This is a genomic window from Algoriphagus pacificus (genome assembly GCF_017254845.1).
GTDB classification, from domain to species: Bacteria; Bacteroidota; Bacteroidia; order Cytophagales; family Cyclobacteriaceae; genus Algoriphagus; species Algoriphagus pacificus.
Window position 1 is genome coordinate 132,003 of sequence record NZ_JAFKCU010000005.1, and the last position, 24,833, is coordinate 156,835.

Annotated in this window: 19 protein-coding genes; 10 read left to right on the forward strand and 9 right to left on the reverse strand. The window is 38.2% G+C overall.

All coding sequences use genetic code 11. From position 1 onward, the window contains the following. Positions 1–173: 173 nt before the first annotated feature. From J0A69_RS18120 to J0A69_RS18130, 3 genes are all read right to left on the reverse strand, one after another. Positions 174–2,534 (reverse strand): ABC transporter permease, encoded by a 2,361-nt coding sequence (locus tag J0A69_RS18120; RefSeq protein WP_206588037.1) that lies wholly within the window; start codon positions 2,532–2,534, stop codon positions 174–176. 363 nt (positions 2,535–2,897) lie between these two features. After that, positions 2,898–3,596: an ABC transporter ATP-binding protein gene (locus J0A69_RS18125; RefSeq protein WP_206588038.1), complete on the reverse strand. Its 699-nt coding sequence runs from the start codon at positions 3,594–3,596 to the stop codon at positions 2,898–2,900. A 202-nt stretch (positions 3,597–3,798) separates the two neighbouring features. Then, positions 3,799–5,046, reverse strand: coding sequence for an efflux RND transporter periplasmic adaptor subunit (locus tag J0A69_RS18130; RefSeq protein WP_206588039.1), 1,248 nt, complete (start codon positions 5,044–5,046; stop codon positions 3,799–3,801). Between the two features lie 338 nt (positions 5,047–5,384). Between J0A69_RS18130 and J0A69_RS18135 the strand changes: the two genes are divergently transcribed. Together J0A69_RS18135 and J0A69_RS18140 are read left to right on the forward strand one after the other, a co-directional pair. Beyond that, a complete protein-coding gene (locus J0A69_RS18135) occupies positions 5,385–6,773 on the forward strand; it encodes a sigma-54-dependent transcriptional regulator (protein WP_206588040.1) in 1,389 nt (462 codons plus the stop codon). After that, on the forward strand, positions 6,763–8,115 hold the full coding sequence (locus tag J0A69_RS18140; RefSeq protein WP_206588041.1) for a sensor histidine kinase: 1,353 nt from the start codon (positions 6,763–6,765) through the stop codon (positions 8,113–8,115). The genes J0A69_RS18135 and J0A69_RS18140 overlap by 11 nt, the downstream gene beginning before the upstream one ends. Here J0A69_RS18140 and J0A69_RS18145 read toward each other — a convergent pair whose 3' ends face one another. Continuing rightward, positions 8,116–8,658: a hypothetical protein gene (locus J0A69_RS18145; RefSeq protein WP_206588042.1), complete on the reverse strand. Its 543-nt coding sequence runs from the start codon at positions 8,656–8,658 to the stop codon at positions 8,116–8,118. Positions 8,659–8,836: 178 nt separating this feature from the next. Here J0A69_RS18145 and J0A69_RS18150 point away from each other — a divergent pair, with 178 nt between their 5' ends. Then, on the forward strand, positions 8,837–9,358 hold the full coding sequence (locus tag J0A69_RS18150) for a TerB family tellurite resistance protein (protein WP_206588043.1): 522 nt from the start codon (positions 8,837–8,839) through the stop codon (positions 9,356–9,358). A 38-nt stretch (positions 9,359–9,396) separates the two neighbouring features. Here the strand turns inward: J0A69_RS18150 and J0A69_RS18155 are convergent, their stop codons facing one another. Then, on the reverse strand, positions 9,397–12,060 hold the full coding sequence (locus J0A69_RS18155) for a PQQ-dependent sugar dehydrogenase (RefSeq protein WP_236032995.1): 2,664 nt from the start codon (positions 12,058–12,060) through the stop codon (positions 9,397–9,399). Positions 12,061–12,328: 268 nt separating this feature from the next. On the opposite strand from J0A69_RS18155, the gene msrA reads away from it, so the two are divergent. From msrA to J0A69_RS18175, 4 genes are all read left to right on the forward strand, one after another. Beyond that, complete coding sequence (gene msrA / locus J0A69_RS18160; protein ID WP_317194886.1) at positions 12,329–13,438, forward strand: peptide-methionine (S)-S-oxide reductase MsrA; 1,110 nt, start codon at positions 12,329–12,331, stop codon at positions 13,436–13,438. 287 nt (positions 13,439–13,725) lie between these two features. Continuing rightward, complete coding sequence (locus tag J0A69_RS18165) at positions 13,726–18,858, forward strand: PAS domain S-box protein (RefSeq protein ID WP_206588044.1); 5,133 nt, start codon at positions 13,726–13,728, stop codon at positions 18,856–18,858. Positions 18,859–18,893: 35 nt separating this feature from the next. Then, the gene (locus J0A69_RS18170; protein WP_206588045.1) at positions 18,894–19,961 is read left to right on the forward strand and encodes a response regulator; all 1,068 of its coding nucleotides are present in this window, start codon (positions 18,894–18,896) and stop codon (positions 19,959–19,961) included. 18 nt (positions 19,962–19,979) lie between these two features. Continuing rightward, a complete protein-coding gene (locus J0A69_RS18175; RefSeq protein ID WP_206588046.1) occupies positions 19,980–20,369 on the forward strand; it encodes a response regulator in 390 nt (129 codons plus the stop codon). 8 nt (positions 20,370–20,377) lie between these two features. Here the strand turns inward: J0A69_RS18175 and J0A69_RS18180 are convergent, their stop codons facing one another. Further along, positions 20,378–20,986, reverse strand: coding sequence for an alpha-ketoglutarate-dependent dioxygenase AlkB family protein (locus J0A69_RS18180; protein WP_206588047.1), 609 nt, complete (start codon positions 20,984–20,986; stop codon positions 20,378–20,380). 104 nt (positions 20,987–21,090) lie between these two features. Here J0A69_RS18180 and J0A69_RS18185 point away from each other — a divergent pair, with 104 nt between their 5' ends. Then, a complete protein-coding gene (locus tag J0A69_RS18185; protein ID WP_206588048.1) occupies positions 21,091–21,498 on the forward strand; it encodes a hypothetical protein in 408 nt (135 codons plus the stop codon). Here J0A69_RS18185 and J0A69_RS18190 read toward each other — a convergent pair whose 3' ends face one another. Next, complete coding sequence (locus J0A69_RS18190; RefSeq protein WP_206588049.1) at positions 21,499–21,936, reverse strand: Dabb family protein; 438 nt, start codon at positions 21,934–21,936, stop codon at positions 21,499–21,501. Positions 21,937–22,097: 161 nt separating this feature from the next. Between J0A69_RS18190 and J0A69_RS18195 the strand changes: the two genes are divergently transcribed. Both J0A69_RS18195 and J0A69_RS18200 read left to right on the forward strand, forming a co-directional pair. Then, complete coding sequence (locus J0A69_RS18195) at positions 22,098–23,282, forward strand: hypothetical protein (protein WP_206588050.1); 1,185 nt, start codon at positions 22,098–22,100, stop codon at positions 23,280–23,282. 2 nt (positions 23,283–23,284) lie between these two features. Further along, the gene (locus tag J0A69_RS18200; RefSeq protein WP_206588051.1) at positions 23,285–24,289 is read left to right on the forward strand and encodes a 2-hydroxyacid dehydrogenase; all 1,005 of its coding nucleotides are present in this window, start codon (positions 23,285–23,287) and stop codon (positions 24,287–24,289) included. A gap of 92 nt (positions 24,290–24,381) precedes the next feature. Here J0A69_RS18200 and J0A69_RS18205 read toward each other — a convergent pair whose 3' ends face one another. Both J0A69_RS18205 and J0A69_RS18210 read right to left on the reverse strand, forming a co-directional pair. Beyond that, positions 24,382–24,576, reverse strand: coding sequence for a cold-shock protein (locus J0A69_RS18205; protein WP_206588052.1), 195 nt, complete (start codon positions 24,574–24,576; stop codon positions 24,382–24,384). After that, positions 24,569–24,829, reverse strand: a complete 261-nt coding sequence (locus tag J0A69_RS18210) for a cold-shock protein (protein ID WP_206588053.1) — start codon at positions 24,827–24,829, stop codon at positions 24,569–24,571. Before J0A69_RS18210 ends, J0A69_RS18205 begins: the two co-directional genes overlap by 8 nt. Between the last annotated feature and the right edge of the window lie 4 nt (positions 24,830–24,833).

Consider the following 24,833-nt stretch of genomic DNA (forward strand, 5'->3'; position numbering starts at 1 on the left):
TTCATCTGTTAGATGCGTTCTAAGTGAAACAGGTTTCACTTTATATTCATTTTGGATTGATATTTTCTATTTCAAAGGATTCAGATTCTTGAAGCATCATTTCATTCATCCAATACAGATTCTGAAATCGCCACCTCAAATCACAAATCCTATATCATATATCTTAAATCCATTTATTCGCTTCTCAAGGAATTAACCGGATTGGCTGAGGCTGCTTTGAAAGCCTGATAGCCTACCGTAATCAATGAAATCACAATCAAGAGCACACCAGAACCTGCAAAGATCCACCAACTCAAATCTGTCTGATAAGCATAAGTTTGCAGCCAGTTATTTGCGAAATACCAAGCAATCGGAACCGCGATGATGATTGACACTAAAATCAAAGCGATAAAGTCTTTGGATACCAAGGTCAGCACACTCATCAAGGAAGCTCCCATGACTTTGCGAACTCCGATTTCTTTTTTGCGCTTTTCGGCAGTAAATGCAGCCAATCCAAACAGTCCCAAGCAGGAAAGGAAAATGGCAGTGGTGCCAAAATATTTAGCCAGTTTAGAAGCTCTTTGCTCGGAGGCATAGAGCGACTGATAATCCTCATCCATAAAAGAATAATTCAAGGGTTGACCCGTGAATTTCTCATAGACTTCTGAAATACCTGCGATACTTGCCTGCTGATCGTTGGATTCAATTCTAACCATAACTTTCTGAGCGAAAGCTGGATCGTATTTCAGGAACGCTGGCTTAACAGTTTCTTTTAATGACTCAAAATGAAAGTCTTTCACAACTCCAATCACCTCTTTGTCATCGCCCCATAAGTTGACGATTTGACCAACAGGATCCTGAAAACCAATGGTTCTCACTGCTGCTTCATTTAAAATGATCTTATTTTGTTCTTCCCCATATTCTGGCGAAAAAGCACGACCTGCCGCCATTTCAAAACCCATGGTTTCGATCAATCCCATGTTGACAGTGATGTTTTCAAACTTCACCTGCTCCTCTTCATTCTTTCCTTCCCAAGTCAATCCAATAGTCGAACTTGCCAATCCAACCAAGGGATGGGATAAGCTGGATGCATTACTTACACCGGGTACTTTTTTGGTTTCTTCGAGGTAAGTTGCAAGTTGATTTGGAGCGATTCCTGAGGCGTTCAGCTCTATCAGGTGCGCTTGGTTATATCCCAAGTTTTGATTTTGGATATAATTCATCTGCTTGCTCAAAACCGAGATGCCAATGATCAATAAAAGTGAGATTGAAAACTGAAATACAACCAGTCCTTTTCTCGCTAAAAGCTCTCCAAAACTTCCTTTCAGATTTGATTTCATTACCTCCACTGGCTTGAATTTGGAAAGGTAAATGGCTGGATAAATTCCTGCCAATAAACCTGTAAGCAACCAAACTCCTAGCAAGATGAGAATGACATCTGGCTGGAATGAGAGTGTTAGCGTTTTGGAAGTGACTTGATTGAAAAATGGCTGCAATGCATAGGATACCAAAACAGCAAGCACAACAGCAAAGAAAGTCAGTACCAAAGACTCGGTAATAAACTGGGTAAACAATCCTCCACGGCTAGCACCCATCGATTTTTTCACACCGATTTCCTTTAACCTGCTCATGGATCTGGCAGTGGTTAAATTCATGAAATTGATGCATGCAATGATCAGGATGAAAATTGCGATGACAGAGAAGATTTTCACATAGCTAATCCTTCCGCCTGCTACTTTCCCGTCTTCATAAGTTCCGTATAAGTAAGTGTCTCCAAATGGCTGTACAAAAACCGACACGTTAGATTCCGCTTCCTTATTTTTTATAAAATCTGAAATCTGCTCATTGAAAGAAGCTACATCTGTTCCTTCTTTTAATAAAACTGTTGCGGTGGCATTGAAATTATCCCAGTGAGCTCCTTCACCAAGCATTTGTTTGAAAAATGGAAAAGCCATTAAATATTCAGGCTTGACAAGATCAAGTTTCCCAAAGTCCTTATAAACCCCGGTCACCTCCACATCATTTTTGAAATCAAAAACCTGCCATTTCAAAGACTTCCCTAAAGCCAATTGAGGGCTTCCAAAAAGTTTATTTGCCAAGGTTTCTGAAATCACCACTGAGTTAATATCTGTCAGGGCTTTTTCAGGGTTCCCAGCCAAAAAATCAACATCAAAAATCTGGAAATATTCCTGGTCCACGAAATATCCATCCCCTTCCATTTTTGTATTTCCCTGCTCAAAAGTCACTCCCTCGATAAATGGAGAAAAAGCAGTTGCCTTATCCACTTGGGACAGTTCAGCTTGCATCGCCTCCGCCATTTCAGCTGGAGTGTAAGGAATCGTAACAATTCCGGTAGAATTATCATGATTCGTCATCACTGTGTAAATCTGATCTATCTGTGCATGATAGCGATTGACACTCAATTCATCTTTTACCCAAAGCAAAATGAGAATGACCGTGGTGAGACCAATAGTCAACCCAAAAAGATTGATGGCAAAAATATGCTTGGACTTCATAAAACTTCGGAAGGCCAATAGAATTTGATGACGTAGCATGAGGAATTGGTTTAGTGGTGGGACTTAAATGTCATTGCGAACACGAGAGTCGGGAGAAGCAATCTCGTCTTCAGATATCTTTCTTGTTTTTAGATTCAATACCTTCTATTTCACGAGACTGCTTCGTCGTTCCTCCTCGCAGTGACGTCGTTTTCCGAGGTTTGTGTTGGAGCTATTTGCCTTGGCTCGTGTCTTCACGGGCCATTTGATAAACAGTCCGTAAAGACACGACCTGTGGCGAAGGTATTCCAGTTACCTCGGTCTGTGTCTCACAGACCGAGGTGGAGATTTTTCTTAAGAGACTAATTTTTCAATCCACCACGGCGGACAAGTATTTAGAATCTTCAAATCTTTCAATTCAAACTACACGTGAAACTGCTCCCTGATATTCTCGGTCACAACTTTACCGTCAAACAAGTTGATGATTCTGTGTGCGTAGTTGGCATCATGGGGAGAGTGAGTTACCATGACGATAGTAGTTCCCTCGTTATTCAATTCTTCCAAAAGTCTCATTACTTCTTCACCGTTTGTAGAATCCAAGTTACCTGTAGGTTCATCGGCAAGGATCACTGAAGGCTTTGCTACAATTGCTCTGGCAATAGCCACACGCTGCTGCTGACCACCTGAAAGTTGCTGAGGGAAGTGATTTCTTCTGTGCATGATATTCATGCGAGTCAAAACTTCTTCAACTCTGGTTTTTCTTTCGTCAGAAGGGATTTTCAGATAAAGCAAAGGAAGCTCAACGTTTTCGAATACTGTCAATTCATCGATCAGGTTAAAGCTCTGGAATACGAAACCGATGTTTCCTTTTCTCAAAGAAGATCTTTGTCTCTCGGAGAATTTACCAACCTCTTTGTCCAAGAAATGGTATTCTCCATCATCTGGGTTGTCCAATAAACCTAGGATATTCAACAAAGTGGACTTACCACATCCGGATGGCCCCATGATAGCTACAAATTCTCCTTTTTTGATTTCAATTTGGATACTATCCAATGCAGTTGTTTCTACCTCTTCAGTAGCATACATTTTCCTTAGATTGACGGTTTTGATGACGTTTTGCATATGCGTTTTTTATTTTCCGATGTCCGGTGTCGGAGGCCCGATGCGGCACAATCAGTGGTTTTAGTATTTATTTTATTTTAGACTTAAATGATTGCATCATATTCATTAGATGAAAAGAGTCGCGATATAGTTGCATGGATTTACATTTTATCCACGAAATCTTATTTCGTAGTTCTCATTACATATTTCATACTTCGCAGCATTATTTCAAATCCAGCACCTCATTGGTACCGAAATTTTCATAGCCAGAGACGATGACTTTTTCACCTTCTACAAGTCCTTCCAGCACTTCGTAGTATTCAGGATTCTTTCTTCCCAATCTGATATTTCTCTTCTCTGCATTTCCTTCAGAATTGATCACAAATACCCAGTTTCCTCCGGTATCTTTAAAGAATCCACCTGTTGGCAAAAGCAAGCTCTGCTCACTATCTCCCAACTCCAATCTGATTCTTACACTTTGACCTCTTCTGATTCCTTGAGGACTTTCGCCGGTGAATTTCATATCCACTTCAAAGCGACCATTGGTGATCGTTGGATAGATTTTCATGATTTCCAGCTCATGGTCCACTCCACTAAGAGTGAACTTTCCTCTCAATCCCTGACCGATTCTTGGCAGGTATAATTCGTCAATCGGAACTCTCACTTTGAATTCATCCAAGACGTCTATTTGTCCGTATCGCTCACCGGAATTGATGGCCTGACCAATTTCTATCTGTTCCATCGCCAATTGTCCAGCAATAGGAGCTTTGATCACCAGGTTATTCAGGATCTGACCAACTCCATTCAAAGAAGCATTCATTCTATTTTCTGACTGACGCAATTGCTGCAACTGATAAGCTCTAGCGATAGAGTCACTTCTATAAGAAGCATAGGTCAATTCCTTTCGCTTCAAATTGTATTCGTATTGTTCCGCCACTTCCTCAAACTCTCGGTCAGAAACCAGTTTTTTATCATGTAGCTCTTTGAATCTTTTGTATTGCGGCTCAAGTAAGCTGATCTGATAATCGATTTCAGCCAATTGGCCTTGTTGACTTAAGTCGTTTTGATCCAAGAAAAGACGTGTCTGACGCAGGTTATTGATTTGCTCATAAAGCATGGTTTCCCGCTGCATTACATCAAGCTGCAAATTGGAGTTGGCCATAATCAAAATCGTATCGCCAACATCTACCAAAGCTCCAGACTCCCGAACGATTTCAGCAACCATCCCTCCTTCTACTGCATCGAGGAAAAAGGTTTGGGCAGGTTCAATCTGTCCTGATACGAGAATGTAGTCAGTAAATTCACCGGTAGAAACCGTTGCGATACTGAGGCGATCCTTTTCCACATTCATAGTAGATCGATGATCCGCAAATCCGATTTGATAAACAATCCCGAAGAGCAATGCAGCTCCTCCGGCAATCCATGCAATCTTCCTGGGCGTCCAGGTCTTCTTTTGTATTTTTCTATCCATTGTGTGTATCTGCCAATTGTGGCTGTCCCTATTATGCCAAATGGTATGCCACCAAAAAAACTGCCTTCTGAGGCTCTTATCGCAGGTTTATGAATTTGTGCCGGATTGGCTCCCGAACATTTTTGTTCGCCAGCGAACAAAACCCGCTCAATGCATGATTTTTTTTTGTACCTTTTATTGGAATAAGAAATAAGAAAAAATGGCTTTAAAATGATATAGGAGAGCTTTTGATTTGAATTTCTTCTAAAAATGGAATTCGGTATGCTTTTGGAACAAAGGGAAGTAATTATTTAAAAAAGGCTGAAGCCCAAAAACTACTGTTTAAAACCTTTCAATAAATGAGTGAGCAAAAAATCGGTAAAATCCTGATCATTGATGATAATGAGGACTTACTAAAAGCGGCAAAGATTTTTCTTAAAAGACACTTTGCGCAAGTAGATACCGAAACAAATCCTGACCTACTTCCAATCTTGACTCATAATGAACAGTATGATGTGATCATGCTGGACATGAATTTCACGAAAGATGTGAGTTCGGGACAAGAGGGTTTTTATTGGCTTGACAGAATCTTGGAACTTGACCCATCCGCTGTTGTCGTATTGATTACAGCTTATGGTGATGTGAACTTGGCCGTGCGAGCTATCAAAGAAGGGGCAACAGACTTTGTTTTGAAGCCTTGGGAAAACGAACGACTTCTCGCCACATTGAATTCTGCATTGCAGTTGCGACAGAAGAAATTGGAAGTGGACCTTTTGAAAGACCAGAAGCAAACTTTGCAACAGGATATTGATCGGAAGTTTACCGAGATTATTGGGCAGAGTCCAGCTATGCAAAAGGTGTTTGAAACCATCGAGCGAGTAGCTGCTACTGATGCCAACGTGTTGATACTAGGTGAAAACGGAACAGGAAAGGAACTGATCGCTCGAGCGATTCACAGACATTCCAGAAGAAATAAAGAAGCATTTGTTGGAGTGGATTTGGGATCAATTACCCAGACATTGTTTGAATCAGAATTATTTGGACATAAAAAAGGATCCTTTACAGATGCTAAAGAAGATCGTGCCGGAAGGTTTGAGCAAGCCCATAAAGGAACTTTGTTTTTGGATGAAATAGGTAATTTACCTTTACCGCTTCAGGCCAAGCTTTTGGCAGTTTTGCAAAATAGACAAGTGACTCGCGTAGGTGCCAATCGGGCCGTGGATGTGAACATCCGTTTGATTTCCGCCACCAATATGCCGATTCACAACATGGTTTATGAAAATGGATTCAGACAGGATTTGCTCTACCGAATCAACACCATAGAGATTCAGCTTCCTCCACTTAGAGAAAGAGCGGATGATGTGATGCTTTTGGCAAATCATTTTATTCAATTTTATTCCAAGAAGTACAATAAAGATGTCAGAAAGGCTTCTGAGCCACTTATTAAGCGAATGATGAAATATCATTGGCCTGGAAATATCCGTGAATTGCAGCATAGTATCGAGCGGGCAGTCATCATGAGTAATCACAATGTTTTGCAGCCAGAAGATCTGTTTTTACAGAAAATGCAGCAGCCTGAGCAAAAGGATGAATCAGTAAGCTTGGAGCATCTGAACATTGAAGATGTGGAGAGAATCCTGATCAGAAAAGCCTTACAAAAACACAACGGACATATCACTAGAGCAGCCGAGGAGTTAGGACTGACACGTTCGTCTCTTTATCGCAGATTGGAAAAATATGGTTTATAAGCGGTTTTCAATCGGCGTAGCCCTACGGATCGTACTCATCATCTTTTGCCTCTACTTAGGTCTTTGGCTGTTTTACAGTCAGGATTTATGGTTGGCACCGGGTATTTTGGGTTTTATCGCTTTGATCCAAATCGGCGAATTGATCTATTATGTCAACTCCGTCAACCATAAACTTGCCCGATTTCTAGACTCTATTCGCTATACGGATTTTTCGAGTTCATTCACTTCAGATAGCCAAATGGGAGGCTCTTTCAGGGAAGTCAATGTGGCTTTTAACGAGGTGATGAATGTATTCAAGCAAACGCGAGCTGAGAAAGAGGAGCAAATGCTCTTCCTTCAGGTCATCATTCAGCACATAAATTCTGGTATTATTTCTTTCAATGCGGAAGGAAAAATCGGAGTGATCAATAATGCGGCAAAGCATTTATTACAAATTCCTCAGTTTCGAGATATTTCGGATTTGGGAAAGTTGAGCCCGGCACTTTTGGAGCAAGTGATGGAAATGAAACCGGGGCAGCGGATTTCTTACCGGGTCAATCCTAACCTTCATTTGATCATTCAATCCACTTCTCTGAAAATGGGAGGTTTAAGCTGGACACTTCTATCCTTACAAAACATCAATGCAGAACTCCAATCCAATGAATTGGAAGCTTGGCAAAACCTGACTAAGGTCTTGAGACATGAAATCATGAACTCCATCACTCCTATTTCCAGTCTGGTGGATTCGCTGAGTACGATTTTGGAAGAGGACTCTTATGTACAAAAAGAGGGTTTTTTAATCAAAAGAGATGGCTATCAGGATATTCAAGAAGGTTTGGAAACAATCGCCAATCGAAGCAAAGGTCTGGTCAATTTCGTAAATGCCTACAGGGATTATACCAACATCCCAATGCCTAAGAAAGAGATGACCAAAGTCAAAGCACTTTTTGAAAATGTATTGATTTTGATGAAGGAAGATCTGAAAGTTTCTGAGGTGAAAATCCAGACGGACATTTTACCTGAGGACTTGGAGATTCTTTGTGATCCGGATCAGATCACTATGATTTTGATCAATTTGGTTAAAAACGCAAGTGAATCTTTAATGCACCAGGTAGACCGTACAATCTGGCTATCGGCTGTAAGCCAAGGTGATGCAGGTACAGTGATCCGCGTAGAGGATCATGGACCTGGAATCATACCAGAAGCTTTGGAGAGAATCTTTGTGCCTTTCTATACAACCAAGAAAACCGGTTCGGGTATTGGATTAGCTATTTCCAGACAGATCATGAATCTTCACAGAGGAAGCCTTCAAGTGAATTCAATTCCCAACGAAAAAACAGTATTTACGCTGTCTTTTCGATAATTATTTGTTGTACAGAGAGGTATAATAGTCGGTATAAAAATTATATACGTCAGGAGTTTCGCGGTAAAGATCTTTGATTCTTTTGAATACGAAAATGGACTGGGCAATCAGTTCTTTTTCATTTTTCACCTCGACAGGAGCTAAACCTCTGTTCTCTACATTAAATAAGAGCCCGCTAGGTCCGATGATTTCGTATCCTTCTTTTTTCTTCTTCTTTTCAAAAATGAATTCGTCTCCATCAGTAAAAATAAGATTTCCTGATTGGAAACTATTGAGGCTTTTTCCTTCTGCATAGACTTGGTCTGAACCCAACTCTATGATCTTACATTTCTTTTCGCTTTTGTTAAGCAAAATTCTGTATGATTTTGATCCCAAATGCAGATCTGCAAATTCCAGACTTTTCTCAATTTCAAGATTTGCTTTGGCCTCCCCTTCTGAAACTAGTGGTACCTCGATGGTAGGAATTTGCCAAGTGGAAGTTTGGGCTTGCCCAACTCCTACCATTAATAATATTCCCGAAATTAATAGCGTGATCTTTTTCATAAAGTAGGAGTTTAGGATGTATACAAGACTTCTACGGGCAAAACATTCGATAGTTTGATTCTCCTTTTATTATAATTCCAAAAATCCAATCTATCTTTTTTTAATCCAATCAAAGAATACTTCACTGGGGATGTTTCATTGTAAATCAAGACTTTGTATCTTAAATAAAAAAGAGGATATGGAAGAAAATATCATCACTCAAACCCAAATAGCTTTTCACAATTTAAATGGTCTTATCAATGGAATTGCCATGGATGGTAGGATCACAAAAAGCGAATTTGATGCAATCAAAGGATGGTGCCAAACCCATCATGGTCTTTGCGATCAAGAGCCTTTTAATTCTTTTTACCATGAGATCCATGATAAGATAAGACCTGGGGTGCTTGGCTCAGAGGAAATTTTTGAACTCAAAAGTATTTTGGATTCTTACGCACCAAAATTTGAAGAAAAAGACAAGTCTAAAGCTGCCCTACATTATTTGCAGGGGATTTGTTTTGGAATCATGGCAGATGGAGACATCAATAAGTATGAGCTTTTGATGCTCAAGAATTGGCTAGATGAACATGATCAGCTAAAAACCACTTATCCATTTGACGAGATTGCAGAGGAAGTAAAAAAGGCCATCGAAGCCGGAAAATTGGATCAGGAATCCTATCTGTCGCTGCAGCGATATTTTAGGGAATTCTTGAAAATTGATTAAAAAAAGGAGGCTAATCTAAAAATTAGCCTCCTCATTTTTTATCGAATAAATCTCAGGGAATTCATATTGAAGGTATTCCAAATCGATATTCCATCTTCTGTTTGGATCACAAAATAGACATCGTGTGTACTTTCTGTTTGCTCAATTGGAATACTGATTATTCCCCAGGTTTTTCCTGCTTTGATGGAATTATCCACTAACGCTGTTTCCCCAAGTAATTTTCCTTCTGGGCTATCCAAACGCACTTGGATTTTAGCTTTGATACTTCCTGGATCCAGTTCAAATTCGATTTTCCCGATTCCTTTAAGATCAAGTTGATTCATTTTAAACCAAGCAGCTTTTTCGGTAAACCTTACATAGTTTTTACCATCATCATTGGCTTTGGCCACATGATCAAATGCATCTGCAAAAACCGGAGAAACCAATGGACTTCTTAAAATCAATTGCTCGGTAGCCTGCAAAGGTGCTAATCCATTTGCACCTTGATCTGTATAGCTAGCTTGAACCACATAATACCCTTCAGCCATTTCCTCTTCACCCAAGGTAAATGTTCCATTGAGAGGAAGATTGCTTTTAGAAGATTCAGGATTGGATATGGCAAGAATAAAATCCACCATTTCCTCTATTTTCGATACATCAATGTGGGTGTGCCCCGGCATCTGAGTATCTCCCCAGACTCCCGCTCCACCATTTTGGATCTTGTTTATGAGATAATCTTTTGCATCAGAATCATCCTTATACTTTTCAGAAACCTGCTCATAACTCGGACCAACAGATTTTTCAGCAATTCCATGACAGCCTTTACAGCCCGCTTGATTGATAAGGGTCTCTCCTACACTGATTATTTCTTCTTCTGGACCTGTCTGGATCAAATCATATCCTCCCGGCACAAAGTCAATTGTGAAATCAATTGCTTCTTCACGAATATTGGAATCCTCCTTATCCGAGACACTAACTGCATAAGAAACTTCCTCTTTGCCGAAGTAAAAACTTCTGTTACCACTCCAGGCTAATTCAACTTCAGGAGCCTCATTACCTACTTGCACTTCCAGTCTTTGGGTGGCGCTTGCCCCGTCTTGATCGGTAACTGTCAAAGAAACCTCATAAACTCCTACTTCTTCAAAAGTGAAACTTGGATTCTTATCTGTAGAGGTCCCTGCTTTACCAAATTGCCATTCGTATTTAAGTACATCTTCTGGATCAAAATCCACAGTGCCCTCCGATGAAAAATCAACTGTCAAAGGAGCACTTCCAGATTTCTTGTCTGAAGAAACCTTCACATTTGGTTTTCTATTTCCAGCGGCAAACTCAATTCTGTAAAGCCCTGAATTATCATTTTGAGATCTCCAAAAGGTTCCGTATTCGAGCACATAAAGCGCTCCATCCGGTCCATATTGCATGTCCATGGGTTTATCAAAAACGGTGGAAGGCATAAACTGCTCAAGCGTATCCAACTCATTGTTTTCAGTCAGACTCACCATGAAAATCCAGTTTCTCATCCAGTCGTAAAAAAGCACTTTCCCATTGTAATAGCCTGGAAATCTCACTTCTGAATCTTCGTAATCATCCCGGTAGAAAACCGGCCCCGCCATGGCATTTCTTCCTCCTGTTCCCAGCATCGGGAATTCCTCAGATTCATCGTAAGGATACCAAATCAAGGGTTTTTGTGTTGGAGGAAGGTTTTGGATTCCTGTATTATTTGGGGAGGAATTAACTGGAGCAGTTGGATCAAACTGAAAAAGAGATTCTTCCTTCGCAAAGTCAAATTTCCAATAGGCTTTGTTATCACCCACGAAATAGGGCCATCCATAAAAGCCAGGTTTTGTAGCCAAATTGAATTCATCATGACCTTTTGGTCCTCTCAAAGAGTCATTTACTGCTGCATCTGGTCCAACTTCACCCCAAAACAAATTCCCGTTATGCTGATCAATGGCAATTCTAAACGGATTTCGATTTCCCATTACATAGATTTCAGGCCTAGTACCTTCTGTCCCAACTGAAAATAAATTTCCTTCAGGAATAGTGTAAGTACCATCAGCTTCTGGGTGAATTCTAATAATAGCACCTCTTAAGTCATTGGCATTTCCAGAGGATCTTTGTGCATCGACGTTTTCCGGTCTAAAATCACGTTCGTCTATCGGATTGTAATTACTGGATTCAAATGGAGTGGAATCATCACCTAAGGAAAGAAACAAGTTTCCATTCGCATCAAACTCAATGGAACCACCGGAATGGCAGCAATCTCTATAAACCGGGACATCCAGAAGAACTTTTTCAGAACTCAAATCCACTGAATTGTCTTTGAAATCAAATCTGGCTAATCGATTGACGCTGGTATTCTTTGGAGCATAGTATAGATAGATCCAATGGTTATTCTCAAAATCAGGATCTTTTGCAAGCCCCATTAATCCATCTTCCCGCTCAGGATAGACATCTATAAAGCCAACTTGAATGGTTTCACCTGTTGCATTTTGATAAAGCTTTATCTTTCCTGCCCTTTCGATGATCATTACATCTTTGTTTGCAAAGACTTCAATTTCCATCGGTTCATTTAGCTTTTCCACCAAGGTTACTTTGGTAAATCGGCTTTCATCGGGTTTGATTGTCGCAAATGGATCGGATTCCTCTTTGGTGCAACCGGTAAGCCATAAGGCAGCTATACAGGAGGCAAAGACCAATTTTCTCATAATTCTATACTCCATACTTTTTCAGCAGTGCCGAAGATAGGGAAAATCAATATTTTTAATTAACCGCAGGTGGATTTGGCAGAATTATTAAAAATCAGCTTAATTAAGTTCAATTTTAGAGAGATATGTCAGTTAGCTGACACATCCAAGGAAGATTCTATTCCGTAATTGAAACTAGAACTGGAAAAATTGAATTAACATAATAAAACCAAACAGAACTCAATTAATTCAGTTTATTAATCAGAGGTAGTTTAGAACTACCACTTAATCATTCATACAACCCATGAAATATTTTAACACTATGTCTTCAAAACTTCTAAGTGCAGCAGTAGCTCTGCTTTTGACTGCATGCGGGAATGCTCCTGCAGAAAGCAAGGAGAACGAGAGCAGTACTGATATGGAAAAAGTAGCTGCTTACAAAGGCGATACAGAACTTGCCACTTTTGCTGGTGGCTGTTTTTGGTGCGTTGAGGCTCCTTTCGAAGGAATCGATGGCGTAATTGCCGTGACTTCAGGCTATTCAGGAGGAAAAGAGAAAAATCCAACCTATGGTGAAGTCAGCAGCGGATCTACTTCCCATAGAGAATCTGTACAGATTGCCTTTGATCCTGAAGTAATCAGTTATTCAGAATTAGTAGATATTTTCTGGCAAACTTTTGATCCTACCGATGTAGGAGGATCGTTTTATGATAGAGGAAGTCAGTATGAATCAGCAATATTTTACCATGATGCTGAGCAAAAGAAAGTAGCTGAAGAATCTAAAAAAGCATTGGATGCATCAGGTAAGTTCGATAAGCCTATCGCAACCCCGATTATCAAGTATACCAATTTCTATCCAGCAGAGGATTATCACCAGGATTATTACAAAAAGAATCCTAAGGAATATTATGCTTATAGAAACGGAAGTGGAAGAGACGCTTTCATAAAGAAACACTGGCCTGAGTTGTCAGAAAAGAAATACCCTGCTCCATCCAAAGCAGAATTGAAATCTAAATTGACGGATTTGCAATACGAGGTAACCATGGAGGAGGCTACAGAATATGCATTCCAAAATGAATACAATGACAATAAGAAAGCCGGAATCTATGTAGATATCGTGACAGGTGCTCCGCTTTTCAGTTCAAAAGACAAATATGAATCTGGTTCTGGTTGGCCAAGTTTCACCAAACCGATAGATGCCAGAATTATAGAAAAGCCGGTAGATCGTTCTGCGGGAATGATGAGAGTAGAAGTTAGAAGTAAGTTGGGAGACAGCCATTTGGGTCATGTATTTTATGACGGTCCAAACCCTACTAATTTGCGCTATTGCATGAATTCAGCTGCGATGAAATTTATTCCGAAAGAAGAAATGGAAGCCGCAGGTTACGGCGATTATCTTTGGTTGGTTGATTAGTTTTTTTGAATAGAGGACAGAAGCCCGGAGCAATCTGGGCTTTTTTTTATTTTTTTTAAAAAAACTTAAATTCAAAAATATAACTATTTCTATATAAAAATATAATTTTTTAGCTGAGACTTTCGAAAATATTGAATTTCCATTTCACAGCTATTTCACATGACTCGTATGTGACAAATGTTACAAAAGATTATTCTATAAAACTTACTTATATTTGCTTTTGCATTCAGAATGAAGACTTAATCAGAATATAATTTTGAAAAAGACTTCTATTATAAAATGAGAAAATGAATATTCAAGACACAGATTCGGCTATTCCAAATAAAGAATCCATTCAAATAATACAGCAGTCACTTAGTTTATTTAAAACAATTGCATTCTTTATTTCGGCTAAAAGCCAAACAATCTATTTAAATCAGAAGGCAAATGATTTTTTAAAAACACCTAATTCGGAATGGAATGGCTCTTATGTTTCTATGTTTCCAGAATTGGATAAAAATGAGTTGGAACATTTCTATAATTCAAATGCCCTAGACTATTTTGAAACAGTTAAGTTCAATCATCAAACCAACCAAACCCTGAAACATGATTTTAGCAGGGCTGAAAATGGATTTTTTGTGAGGGTCCTTCCTATTTTAAGTGAAAATCCTAATAAGGAATTTGAACTAAAATCAATTGAACTACTTAACTCTCTTGACCAAGGGGTCATCGTGATATCGGAGGAACTTGATAAGATCAGTTTTATAAACAAGTATTTTATTGAGCTTACTGGATTAGATGAGATTACTTTTTTAAATAAATCAAAACAGGAGCAGTTACAAATGATACTGCCTCTTTCTCAAGACCTTGTCCAACAAATTGAATCTGAAAACCCAGTTCAAAAAGAGACTTGGATTCTAGATAAAAATGGTAAGAACGTTTGCTATTTAATCAACCCTATCCAATTTGATTCAAACCATGGGAAAAAGACCTTTATCTATATTCAGAACACAAACCAAGAAGGTAAAACCGAAAACCAATCTAATGTAGGGTACAATAAATTTTCATCGCTTTTCGACAAAATGCCAGAGGGTATACTGATTCAAAATGAATGTGGTGATATTATTTATGCCAATCCTGCCGCTGAAAAGATCTTGGATTTTGATCCGGAAAAAATTATTGGGAGGCCCTTTAATTTCCGCCCAAATCAAGTCATTCAGCTTGATGGTAGTTTTTTACCATTAGAAAAGTACCCCCATATTATAGCCTTAAACACTGGAAATGCAGTTGAAAAATCTATCCTAGGTTTTTACAATAAGAAAAAGGATTCCTATACCTGGGTACAATCCAATACTACTCCTGAATTTCGACCAGGGGAATCAAAGCCCTATCAGATCTTTAATTCCTTTATCGATATCACGAGTCAAATTAAAGCAGAGAAGAAAGTAGAGCAGCAAAAGGAGTTATTAAAGTTGATGGTATCTACTTCCACCTCCTACATGAATATTCCAGAGGAAAAGCTTCCATTGACTATCCAAAAATCACTCAAAAAACTGGGAGAATATGTAGAAGCAGACAGGATGTATATTTTTGATTACAATTGGCAAGAAAAAACCTGTACAAATACATATGAATGGTGTGCTGAAGGTATCGAGCCTCAGATCGAGCATCTTCAAAATATTCCTCTGGAAGGGTTAGAAGATTGGACTGGAAAGCACCTAACTGGTGAATATTTGTATGTTGAGAATGTTCAGGATCTAAATCAGGAAGAAATTCTCTGGCAAATATTAGAACCACAAGGCATTCAAAGTTTGATGACTATGCCAATCATGGATAACCAACATTGCCTCGGTTTTATAGGCTTGGATTCAGTCAAAAAAATCCATAAATATTCAGAAAATGAAATCAATCTTTTAAACATCTTCTCCGGGATCATTGCAAATGTGATCACGCGATTAAACCGTGAGAGAGACTTAAAAGAAAGAATCAAGGAATTAAATACTATCTATAAAGTTTCCTCTTTTACAAACCAGGGTTCTCTATCGGAAGCAGAGATATTCCAAAAAATAGTTGATATTATTCCTCCTGGATTCCTGATCCCTGAGGAAACTTCAGCTCGATTGATATACAAGAATCAAACTTTTACTTCTCCTAATTTTCAGGAAAGTAATAAGAGCATTGAGGAACCAATTAAAATAAAGGGAGAAGCTTTGGGTCTTCTACAAGTCTATATCCCAGATCATAAAAAATTCTTAATTGAAGAATATTCTTTGATTAAAACCATTACTAATACATTGGATCAACACCTTGAGGCGAACGAAAATCTCATTCAGATAAAGAACAATGAAAGCAGGTTGAGAAATTTAGTCAACTCTCAAACGAGTTTTGTTCTAAGGACAGATCTTAAGGGGATCAAGAAATATTGGAATCAAAAATATGAAGATGAGTTCAGTTGGTTGATCCAGAAATTCCCTAAAGAACAGCCAATCAATGTATTTGATTTTATCTGTGATTATCACCACGAAAGAGCTAAGGAAGCATTAGCTAATTGTCTTGAAAATCCAGGTAAAATATTTTCTGTTGAATTGGATAAACCTGGAAAAGACGGAAAAACAGTGACGGTATTAGCCGAATATTCTGCATTAGTTGATGAGAAAGGAATTCCTAGTGAAATCCAGTGCATGGGAGTGGATATCAGCAAAAGGAAAGAGTCAGAAATTAAATTAATTGAAAGTGAAAAAAGACTGAGAAGCTTAATTGATTCGCAGACTAATTACATCATCAGAACTGACCTGAATGGTATTCATACTTTTTGGAACAATAAATTCGAAAGAGATTTTTCCCATTGTTTTTCAAATGATTTAAAAGATTCAAATTCACTTGTCAGCATTTGTGAGTATCACCACGAAAGAACGAGAGAGGCCGTATTCAAATGTTTAGAATCACCAGGTAGCGTTGTCCAGGTAGAATTAGATAAACCTGGAAAAGACGGAAATATCCTAACCACGATTTGGGAATTCACCTGTATTACGGACAGTTATGGAATTCCCTTTGAGATGCAATGTGTAGGGATTGATATTACAGACCGGAAAAAAACCCAGCAAAAACTTGAAGAAAGTGAAAGGAGGCTGATCCAGGTAACCGATCACAGTGGATCTGTAGTATGGGAAACTAATAAAGATGGCTTATTTACCTATATGAGTCCGGCTTGTGAAAGAATTTTTGGCTACCATCCAGATGAAATTATCAATAAGAAATATTTCTTCGACCTTTTTCCTCCATCGCTTAGGGAAGAGTTTACTTCTCTAGGAAAAAATAAAATTGAAAGTGCTCTTGGTATATTGGATATCGAAAACCCAATCCAAAAGAAAAACGGCGAAATAATATGGGTAGCAACACATGGGGTAGCTGTAAGAGATGAGGATGGTAACACGATCAAAGTATTGGGCGTCGACAATGATATTACAGAGAGAAAAATTCAAGAAAAACAGATAAAAGATCAAAATGATCGTCTCCAAGCAATTGTTGAAGCAATACCTGACATCCTTTATGTAATGGATGAAGATGGCAATTATTTAGAGTATTATAGCTCCACAATTCATAATGAAATTGGGGATTATAGCTATCTGGTTGGGAAAAACATCAGAGAAGCTTTCCAAGAGAAAGAAGCTGATTTGCATCTTTCAAAAATCCAAGCGGCTTTAGCAAGTGGTAAGGTAGAAACCTATGAATACCCCGGAATGATTGGGCATGAAAAGAGATTCTTTGAATCCCGAATCATTGCCATGTCCCCAAAAAAGGTGTTGAGGTTTGTCCGGGAAATAACTGAAAGAAAGAAATCTGAACTTGAAATCAAAAAATTATCCCAGGCTGTAGAACAAAGCCCTGTGGCGATTGTGATTACTGATCTTGAAGGAGAAATAGAATACCTTAATTCTGCTTATAGTAGTTTAATTGAGGAAGACACTGAAAAAATATTAGGAACTCCTTTAAGCTTTATTTCAAACATCTATTCCAATAGGTTGAAAAAAGAGGAATTATGGGCTCACCTTAATTCTGGAATCCCATTCACCATTGAATGTGAATATAAAAAGAATAGCTCCTCTGAAACCCTATGGAAAAATGTAACCATCACCCCGATCCAAAATGAGAGAAATGATATCATTAAATTGATGGTAATCATTCAAGATGTAACGGAACAAAAAGCCTTCGAAAATCAAATCCTTGAATTGAATCTATCTCTGGAAAAGCGGATTGAAGCAAGGACAGAGGAACTCAAAAATTCAAATCTAGAACTAAAGAAAGCCCAACTAGAAGCAGAATTTGCCAATCAAGCTAAAAGTGAATTTCTCTCAAGAATGAGTCATGAACTTAGAACTCCAATGAATTCTATTCTTGGCTTTGCCCAGTTGTTGGAGTTTACGGACCTAAAAGCAAATCAAAAAAGAAACTTGGATTTTATTCTAAAAAGTGGAGATCACCTACTCAATTTGATTAATGAGATCCTTGATATCTCAAGGATAGAATCTGGAATGGTAACAGTTTCTTTGGAAACTTTGGAGCTAAACAACCTAATTGAAGAAGTAGCAGAATCTATAATGCCAGCTGCAATTTCAAAATCTGTCTCTGTCCACTACCCTAGTTCGCAAACAGATTTTATTTATGTAAAAGCTGACCTCCAAAGATTAAAGCAAATCTTTATTAACCTTATCAATAATGCAATTAAGTATAATAAAGAAAATGGGACTGTAACGATTGACTTTGAAGAAGTACCTGAAAATAAAATCAAAGTACATATTAAAGATACCGGTGTAGGTATTTCAGAAGAAGATTTGCCTAAACTTTTCAAACCTTTTGAAAGAGCTGGCAATAACAATTCAAACATCGAAGGCACAGGTCTGGGCCTATCAGTTGTAGAAAAGCTTGCTAATTTGATGCAGGCTAAAGTTGGAGTTACCAGTGAAATAGGAAAAGGAAGCGATTTTTGGATCGAACTTCCAATCGCAACAGAATCTTTTGAAACATTAGAAAAAGAAATTGAATCCGAGCCATTTAAAAATGGGGGATCTGACATGCATCACTTATTGCTGATTGAAGACAACAATACCAATATTGAACTCATCAGCGAACTCTTGCACCATGTCAAACCACAATGCCATGTTCATCCCGTAATGGGCAAAAAAGAGGCTATATCACTAGCAAAAGAATACCATCCCTCTCTCATCTTACTGGACTTAAATCTCCCAGATATTCATGGTTCTGAAATTTTAGATACTTTGAAATCAGATCAAGATTTGAAAGATATCCCGGTTGTAATTGTCAGTGCTGATGCAACAGCCAAGCAAATTGAAGCTATGATTAAAAAAGGGGCTGAACATTACGTGACTAAGCCAATCAATGTGAATAATATGGTTAAAATATTTGAAGATTATTTATCATGAAAGATTTTCAGGCTCAACACAAAAAAGATATCCTAATGTCCAAAATCTTTATTGTTGATGATAAAATTAACAATGTGATTTTATTAGAAAACATTCTGGAAATCGCTGGATTTATAAATATCTGGTCTACAACTGACGAGCGCGAATTGAAGGAAAAATTGGAAAAAGAAAAACCAGATCTTCTCCTTCTTGATCTGATGATGCCACATATTTCAGGGTTTGATTTTCTCAATGAAAGAAATGATCCAAACTCCAACGAACCTTTTTATCCAGTCATCATTCTAACTGCAGATACTATCCCTGCTACTAAAAAGAAAGCTTTAGAATTAGGTGCAAGTGATTTTCTCACCAAGCCCTACGATTTCAACGAAGTAATTTTAAGAGTGAAAAATCATTTGGTCACGAAATTCCTGCTTGATCAAACAAAGGTTCAAAATGAAATACTGGAAGAAAAAATCAAGGTAAAAACATCAAATTTACTAGTAGCCAATAAGTTAGCCGAAAAGAACGAACAAAAATACAAGCTACTTTTTGAGGCTAATTTAGACAGCATATTAATGATGTATGTGGACGAAAATGGACCTTCGGACTTCATAGAATGTAATCCTGCGAGTGAGAAAAACCTTGGCTATTCTAGAGGTGAAATTCTAAGTATGAATATAAAATCACTCCTCAAAAATTTCGAATTTGACAAATATGTTCAAATCCGAAAAAAAGTTCTCGAGAAAGAAAAACAAATATTTCAGATGGAAATAAAAAGGAAAGATGATGAAGTTCGTATCATGGAAACCTCTGTTATTCCTGATGAATTGGATGGAAAACCGGTCGCAATCGTATTTTTAAGAGATGTCACAGATCAAATCAATAATTTGGCTGCTATCTTAAAACAAAATGAGATTTTCAAAGAGATTGCTTGGATTCAATCTCACGTGGTCCGTGCGCCTTTAGCAAGGATGATGGGAATTATCAATATTTTGGAGGAAGTAGAAGACCTGGATGAGGAAGTTTCTAATTATCTTTCTATAGTTACGAATTCTGCTAACGAACTTGATGGAATTGTTAGGAAAATTTCTTCGAAAACAAATGAAGCTTTATATATTTGAAAAGATAGACCTAGACTAATGAATTTTGACCTTTTAATCGTAGATGACGATCTGCAATTTCAGTTTCTCCACAAGAAATTAGCTGAAAAATCTGAATTTCATTACGGCCCAGTTTGTGTTTCCAGCGGTGAGGAAGCCATCGACTATATCAAGCAAAAACATCTTGATTCAACAAACAACCTGTTGATTTTTTTGGATATCTACATGGAAGGAATTGATGGCTGGGATGTGCTGGACTATTTAGAAACTTTGAAGCTCCCCAAGCGATTCAAAGTTATTTTGATTTCTTCCTCAGTAAATATTGAAGACAAGAGGAAAGCTCTAAACTATGATACGGTTATCGAATACATCGAGAAACCTCTTATGGTGGAGTATTTGACAATGCTCAAGGATGCAATCATCTTCTAAGCAATTCCCTAGGTAATAATTTTTCTAAAAGTAAGATTGATCCGAGCAGGAAGTGACTTGCTTGTTTTTGGGATCTGATGCTCCCAAAATTGCTGGCTGAGGCCTGACATAAGCAACAAACTTCCATCCTCCAAGGGTAATTTTACCTTCTTACTTTTGTCTTGGTAGTATCTCATTTGAAATTCCCTTACAGCTCCAAAACTTACAGAGGCAATAGTTGGGGTCTTTCCCAGACTCAATTCATTGTCTCGATGCCAGCCCATGGAATCCTGTCCATCGCGGTAATAATTTAGCAGCACATGGGTAAACTCCGCTTGTGCAATCCCTTCGATTCTTTCCTTTATGTCCATCAAAAAATCATTCCAAGGAAGCGGAAGCATTTCTATTCCGGAATACCTATAAACCTTATTTGGATTGCCATACAAAGCTGTCAACCTAGGCTGCATCACTTCTTTCCCGAAAATCTTGATGGGTTCTTGCTTCCATTCTATTTCCTGCTTCAGAAGATTCAGGTAGCGATTGGCATCCTCTTTTGGCAAAAAGCTTTTGAAATAAAAAACTTCTCCATCGTAAGGAAGTAAGTTTTCAGTTGGGCTTGCAAATAGATCTGACTGCATGAACTTATTTCTGAAATTTTAATCAAGATAAAACCAAAATATTGGGAATAGAATCGATTTTATTCATCGACTTTCTATATTTAATAAACCTTACAAATCACTTTATGAAGAAGTTCGCTTGGATTCTCGGTATCAGTGCCTTGGTTATTTTCTTGGCCTTTTTTTGGTGGAAATTCTATTTTGTCTTCGGTGAAGGCGTGAAAGCCGGAAGTCTCAATTACTTTGTGAAGAAAGGTGTGATTTTCAAAACCTATGAGGGAAGAGTTGTTCAGGAAGGTTTTCAAAGTCCAACAGCTGGAGGACTCCAAAGTAACGAATTCAGGTTCAGTGTGGAAAGTGAGGAAGTGGCCCAACAATTAGAAAGAGCCTCTGGGAAATTCGTGGAGCTTCGTTACAAAGAATTCAATGGGATGTTGCCTTGGCGTGGTACTAGCAACTTTGTGGTAACTGAAGTGCTCACAGTGGAAAATACAGGCAAAACGGATGGTTCCGCTTTGCCCTATGATCAATGATTAGTGAGTCCAATAATCGACAACCACTACTTTCTCCAAGCTATTTCCTAGCACTTCGCCAAAAGCTTTGTGATCTGGATGAGGAAGATAAATCGCACGATCTTCTTCAGAATGAAAAGTCAAGGTAAATGCATGAGTCAATCCATCATTTAGACCTTCAGGACTGTTGTTTGTACCGTATTCAAAGCCTTTGATCTGTTCAATCTTACTTGGTAAAGCTTTGAAAGCATCTACTACTTCCTGAATTTTCTCTGGAGAAGTTGTCTCTTTAAATCCAAACATGACAACGTGTCTCAATACGGAATCTGGTTCCATTGTTTTATCCATTTCAATTTCTTTTACTTCTTCAATAATATTTTTTTCCTCTTTTTCTTCATTGCAGGCTGAAAAGAAGGCCAATAAGCCTAGCATTAGAATTCCTTTATACATTTTTTTCATGTTGATTGGTTTTTTGAAACTAATCTAGGCAGAATAGTGAAATTATGCCAAGTCTTCTTAGAATATGGATTCCAATCTTTAAAAAAAGGTAAATACTAGGGATTGAAGGTGGAAAGATATATATTGAACGAAATTTTCATAGATCTACGAAATAAAAATAAATGAAAACCACAAACGCCTTATCCCCCATTCTTGTACTCACTCTTTCAGTATTATTTATTGGTTGCTCTTCCTCCACCAGCGATGAGAAAACAGAATCACAGGAAAGCATAAATTACAACCTTGTAAAAGTAGATTCCTTTCAGGTAGACAATTTCACCCGTGTTGTTATCAGGGATTTTAGCCCTGAGGAAAATATTTATTTAGGCTATTCTATCATTGAAGATGATATTTTGGAAATCTCACCTTCCGGAGAAATCCTAAAAAGGGTCAATAGAAAAGGGGAAGGACCCGAGCTTTACGGTACTTGGAACCCAATAGGTCTTGGATTTGGTCCTGATAACTTGCGAATCGTAGAACTGCCGTTTATGCTTGCAGCATATAATCCTGATTACGAAATGGAGTATTCTCACAGGATTCAGTCCCCTCTTCCGATCAGAGCGAATATGCCTTTAGGAACCCCTCCCTACTACCAAAAGAATGATACCACTTTATTATTGGTAGGTCCCAGCAATTATCTAACTGCGAGTTATCTCATTAGAAATCAAGAGGGTAAAGACACGCTACAAAATTTCTATCAGTTAAATCTCCAGACTGGTGATGTAAAATCCGTGGTGCCCTATGATGAAAACTCTATCTATACCAAATCACAAGGTATTTTCCCAGAATTGATGGGCAAAACCTTTTTCATAGATCATAGCAAAAACGAGTTGGTGTTAGTTCAAAATTTAGATCCAGAAATTCTCGTTTACGATCTGGATGGTTTGACTTTAAAAAACCGAATCCCGGTTTCTTATTCTGAATTTCTCAGATATGATCCAGTTTCCATTGAAACTTCTCCAGCAGATGAAAGCACAATGCCTTCCAAGCGATTGGCCGCAAAAAACCAGAAGTTAGTCAACTTAGGAAATGGAATATATCTACTTCAGTATTTTACCGGAATTACAGAAGCAGAGTTTGAAGCAAGAAATTCAGAAGATGATCCCTACAACGGTCAATTTGACACTGAAGAACAGCGACTTATCATTTTCAAGAATGGAACTCAGGTAGGTTCTGAGTTGCCAGGAATCAAGGGAAATATAATTTTAACATTACCAAATCAGAAAATATTGGTACAAGAGCCAGAAAATTCAGAGATTGAGGAAGAGTTTACTCGTTTCTCGATTTATGAACTTCAAAATGAATAAGGATGAAAGTGGCTTTCTTCAGTACTAAATCTTACGACAAAGATAGCTTTACCAAACAAATACCTCATTTCAAGCATCAATTCACCTTTTTGGAGCCGAAATTAGATCTGGATACTGCCAAATTAGCGGCAGGTCATGATGCCGTTTGTGCTTTTGTAAATGACCATTTGGATGAGCCAGTCTTAAGAAAGCTTGCAGAATTAAAAATCAAAAGGATAGTCTTGCGCTGCGCAGGATATAATCAGGTGAATCTAGAAACCGCAGATGAACTGGGTTTTAAAATTTGCAGAGTTCCTGCCTACAGTCCCGAGGCGGTAGCTGAGCATGCTTTTGCTTTAATCTTATCATTGAGCCGCAAAACCCATAAATCATTTAATCGGGTCAGAGACAATAACTTTTCATTAGAAGGACTGGTAGGCTTTAATCTAGCCGGTAAGACAGTTGGGGTAATCGGAACAGGAGCTATAGGTACAGCCTTCTGCAAAATTGCTTTGGGTTTTGGCTGTACGGTTTTGGCTTATGATTTAATTGAGAGCAAAGAGCTAAAACAAATCGGGGTGAATTACATGTCACTAGACGAGCTACTTTCCGATAGCCAGATTATTTCCCTGCATTGTCCTTTGACTCCTGGCACAAAACATTTAATCAACCCACAGACCATCTCACAAATGCCAGATGGTGTGATGCTCATCAATACTAGCCGAGGAGCCTTAATCGATACAAAGGCAGCAATCAAAGGGCTGAAAAGCAAGAAAATCGGATACTTGGGGATCGATGTGTATGAACAAGAAGAGGATTTGTTTTTCAGGAATCTTTCAGAAGAGATCTTGATGGATGAATACATTTCCCGATTGATGACTTTCCCGAATGTTTTGATCACAGGTCATCAGGCATTTTTGACAAGGGAGGCATTGGAGCAAATTGCCACCACTACACTATTTAATCTGGATGAAATGGCCCAAAACAAGCCGCTTACCAATCAGATAAAGCTCCTGAAGCAATTCTAAAAGTCTATAAATAAAAACACCTACCTCAGATTGAAGTAGGTGTTTATGTATCAAAAAGTAAACGGATTCGGGCGAACCCATTCCTGTTTTCTTTATTTGATCACTTTAACGTTAACAGCATTAACGCCTTTTTTACCTTGAACTAAGTCATATTTCACTTTATCGTTTTCACGGATATCGTGTACCAAACCAGACTGGTGTACGAATACATCCTCGTCAGAGTCAGATGGTGTGATAAATCCAAAGCCTTTTGTAGTGTTAAAGAATTTTACTGTTCCTTCATTCATGATTTCTTGATTTTAAATTAGGTGTTCTTAAATTTTTATTTTTTTGATTTTGATTTGTATTCTTTACTGGCTCCTCTTCCGGAGGAGTATCGGTGAAATTACCGAAGCGATCCACGTAGACGATCATATCATCTAAATCACCGCTTTTTGGCTGTGCTTTTCTTTCTAACTTTTTCTCAAATTTTTCTTTTTGTTTTCTTCTTTTTAATTCTGCCTTTTGCTTCTTTATGAAGCTATTTTGATTTTTTGACATACAA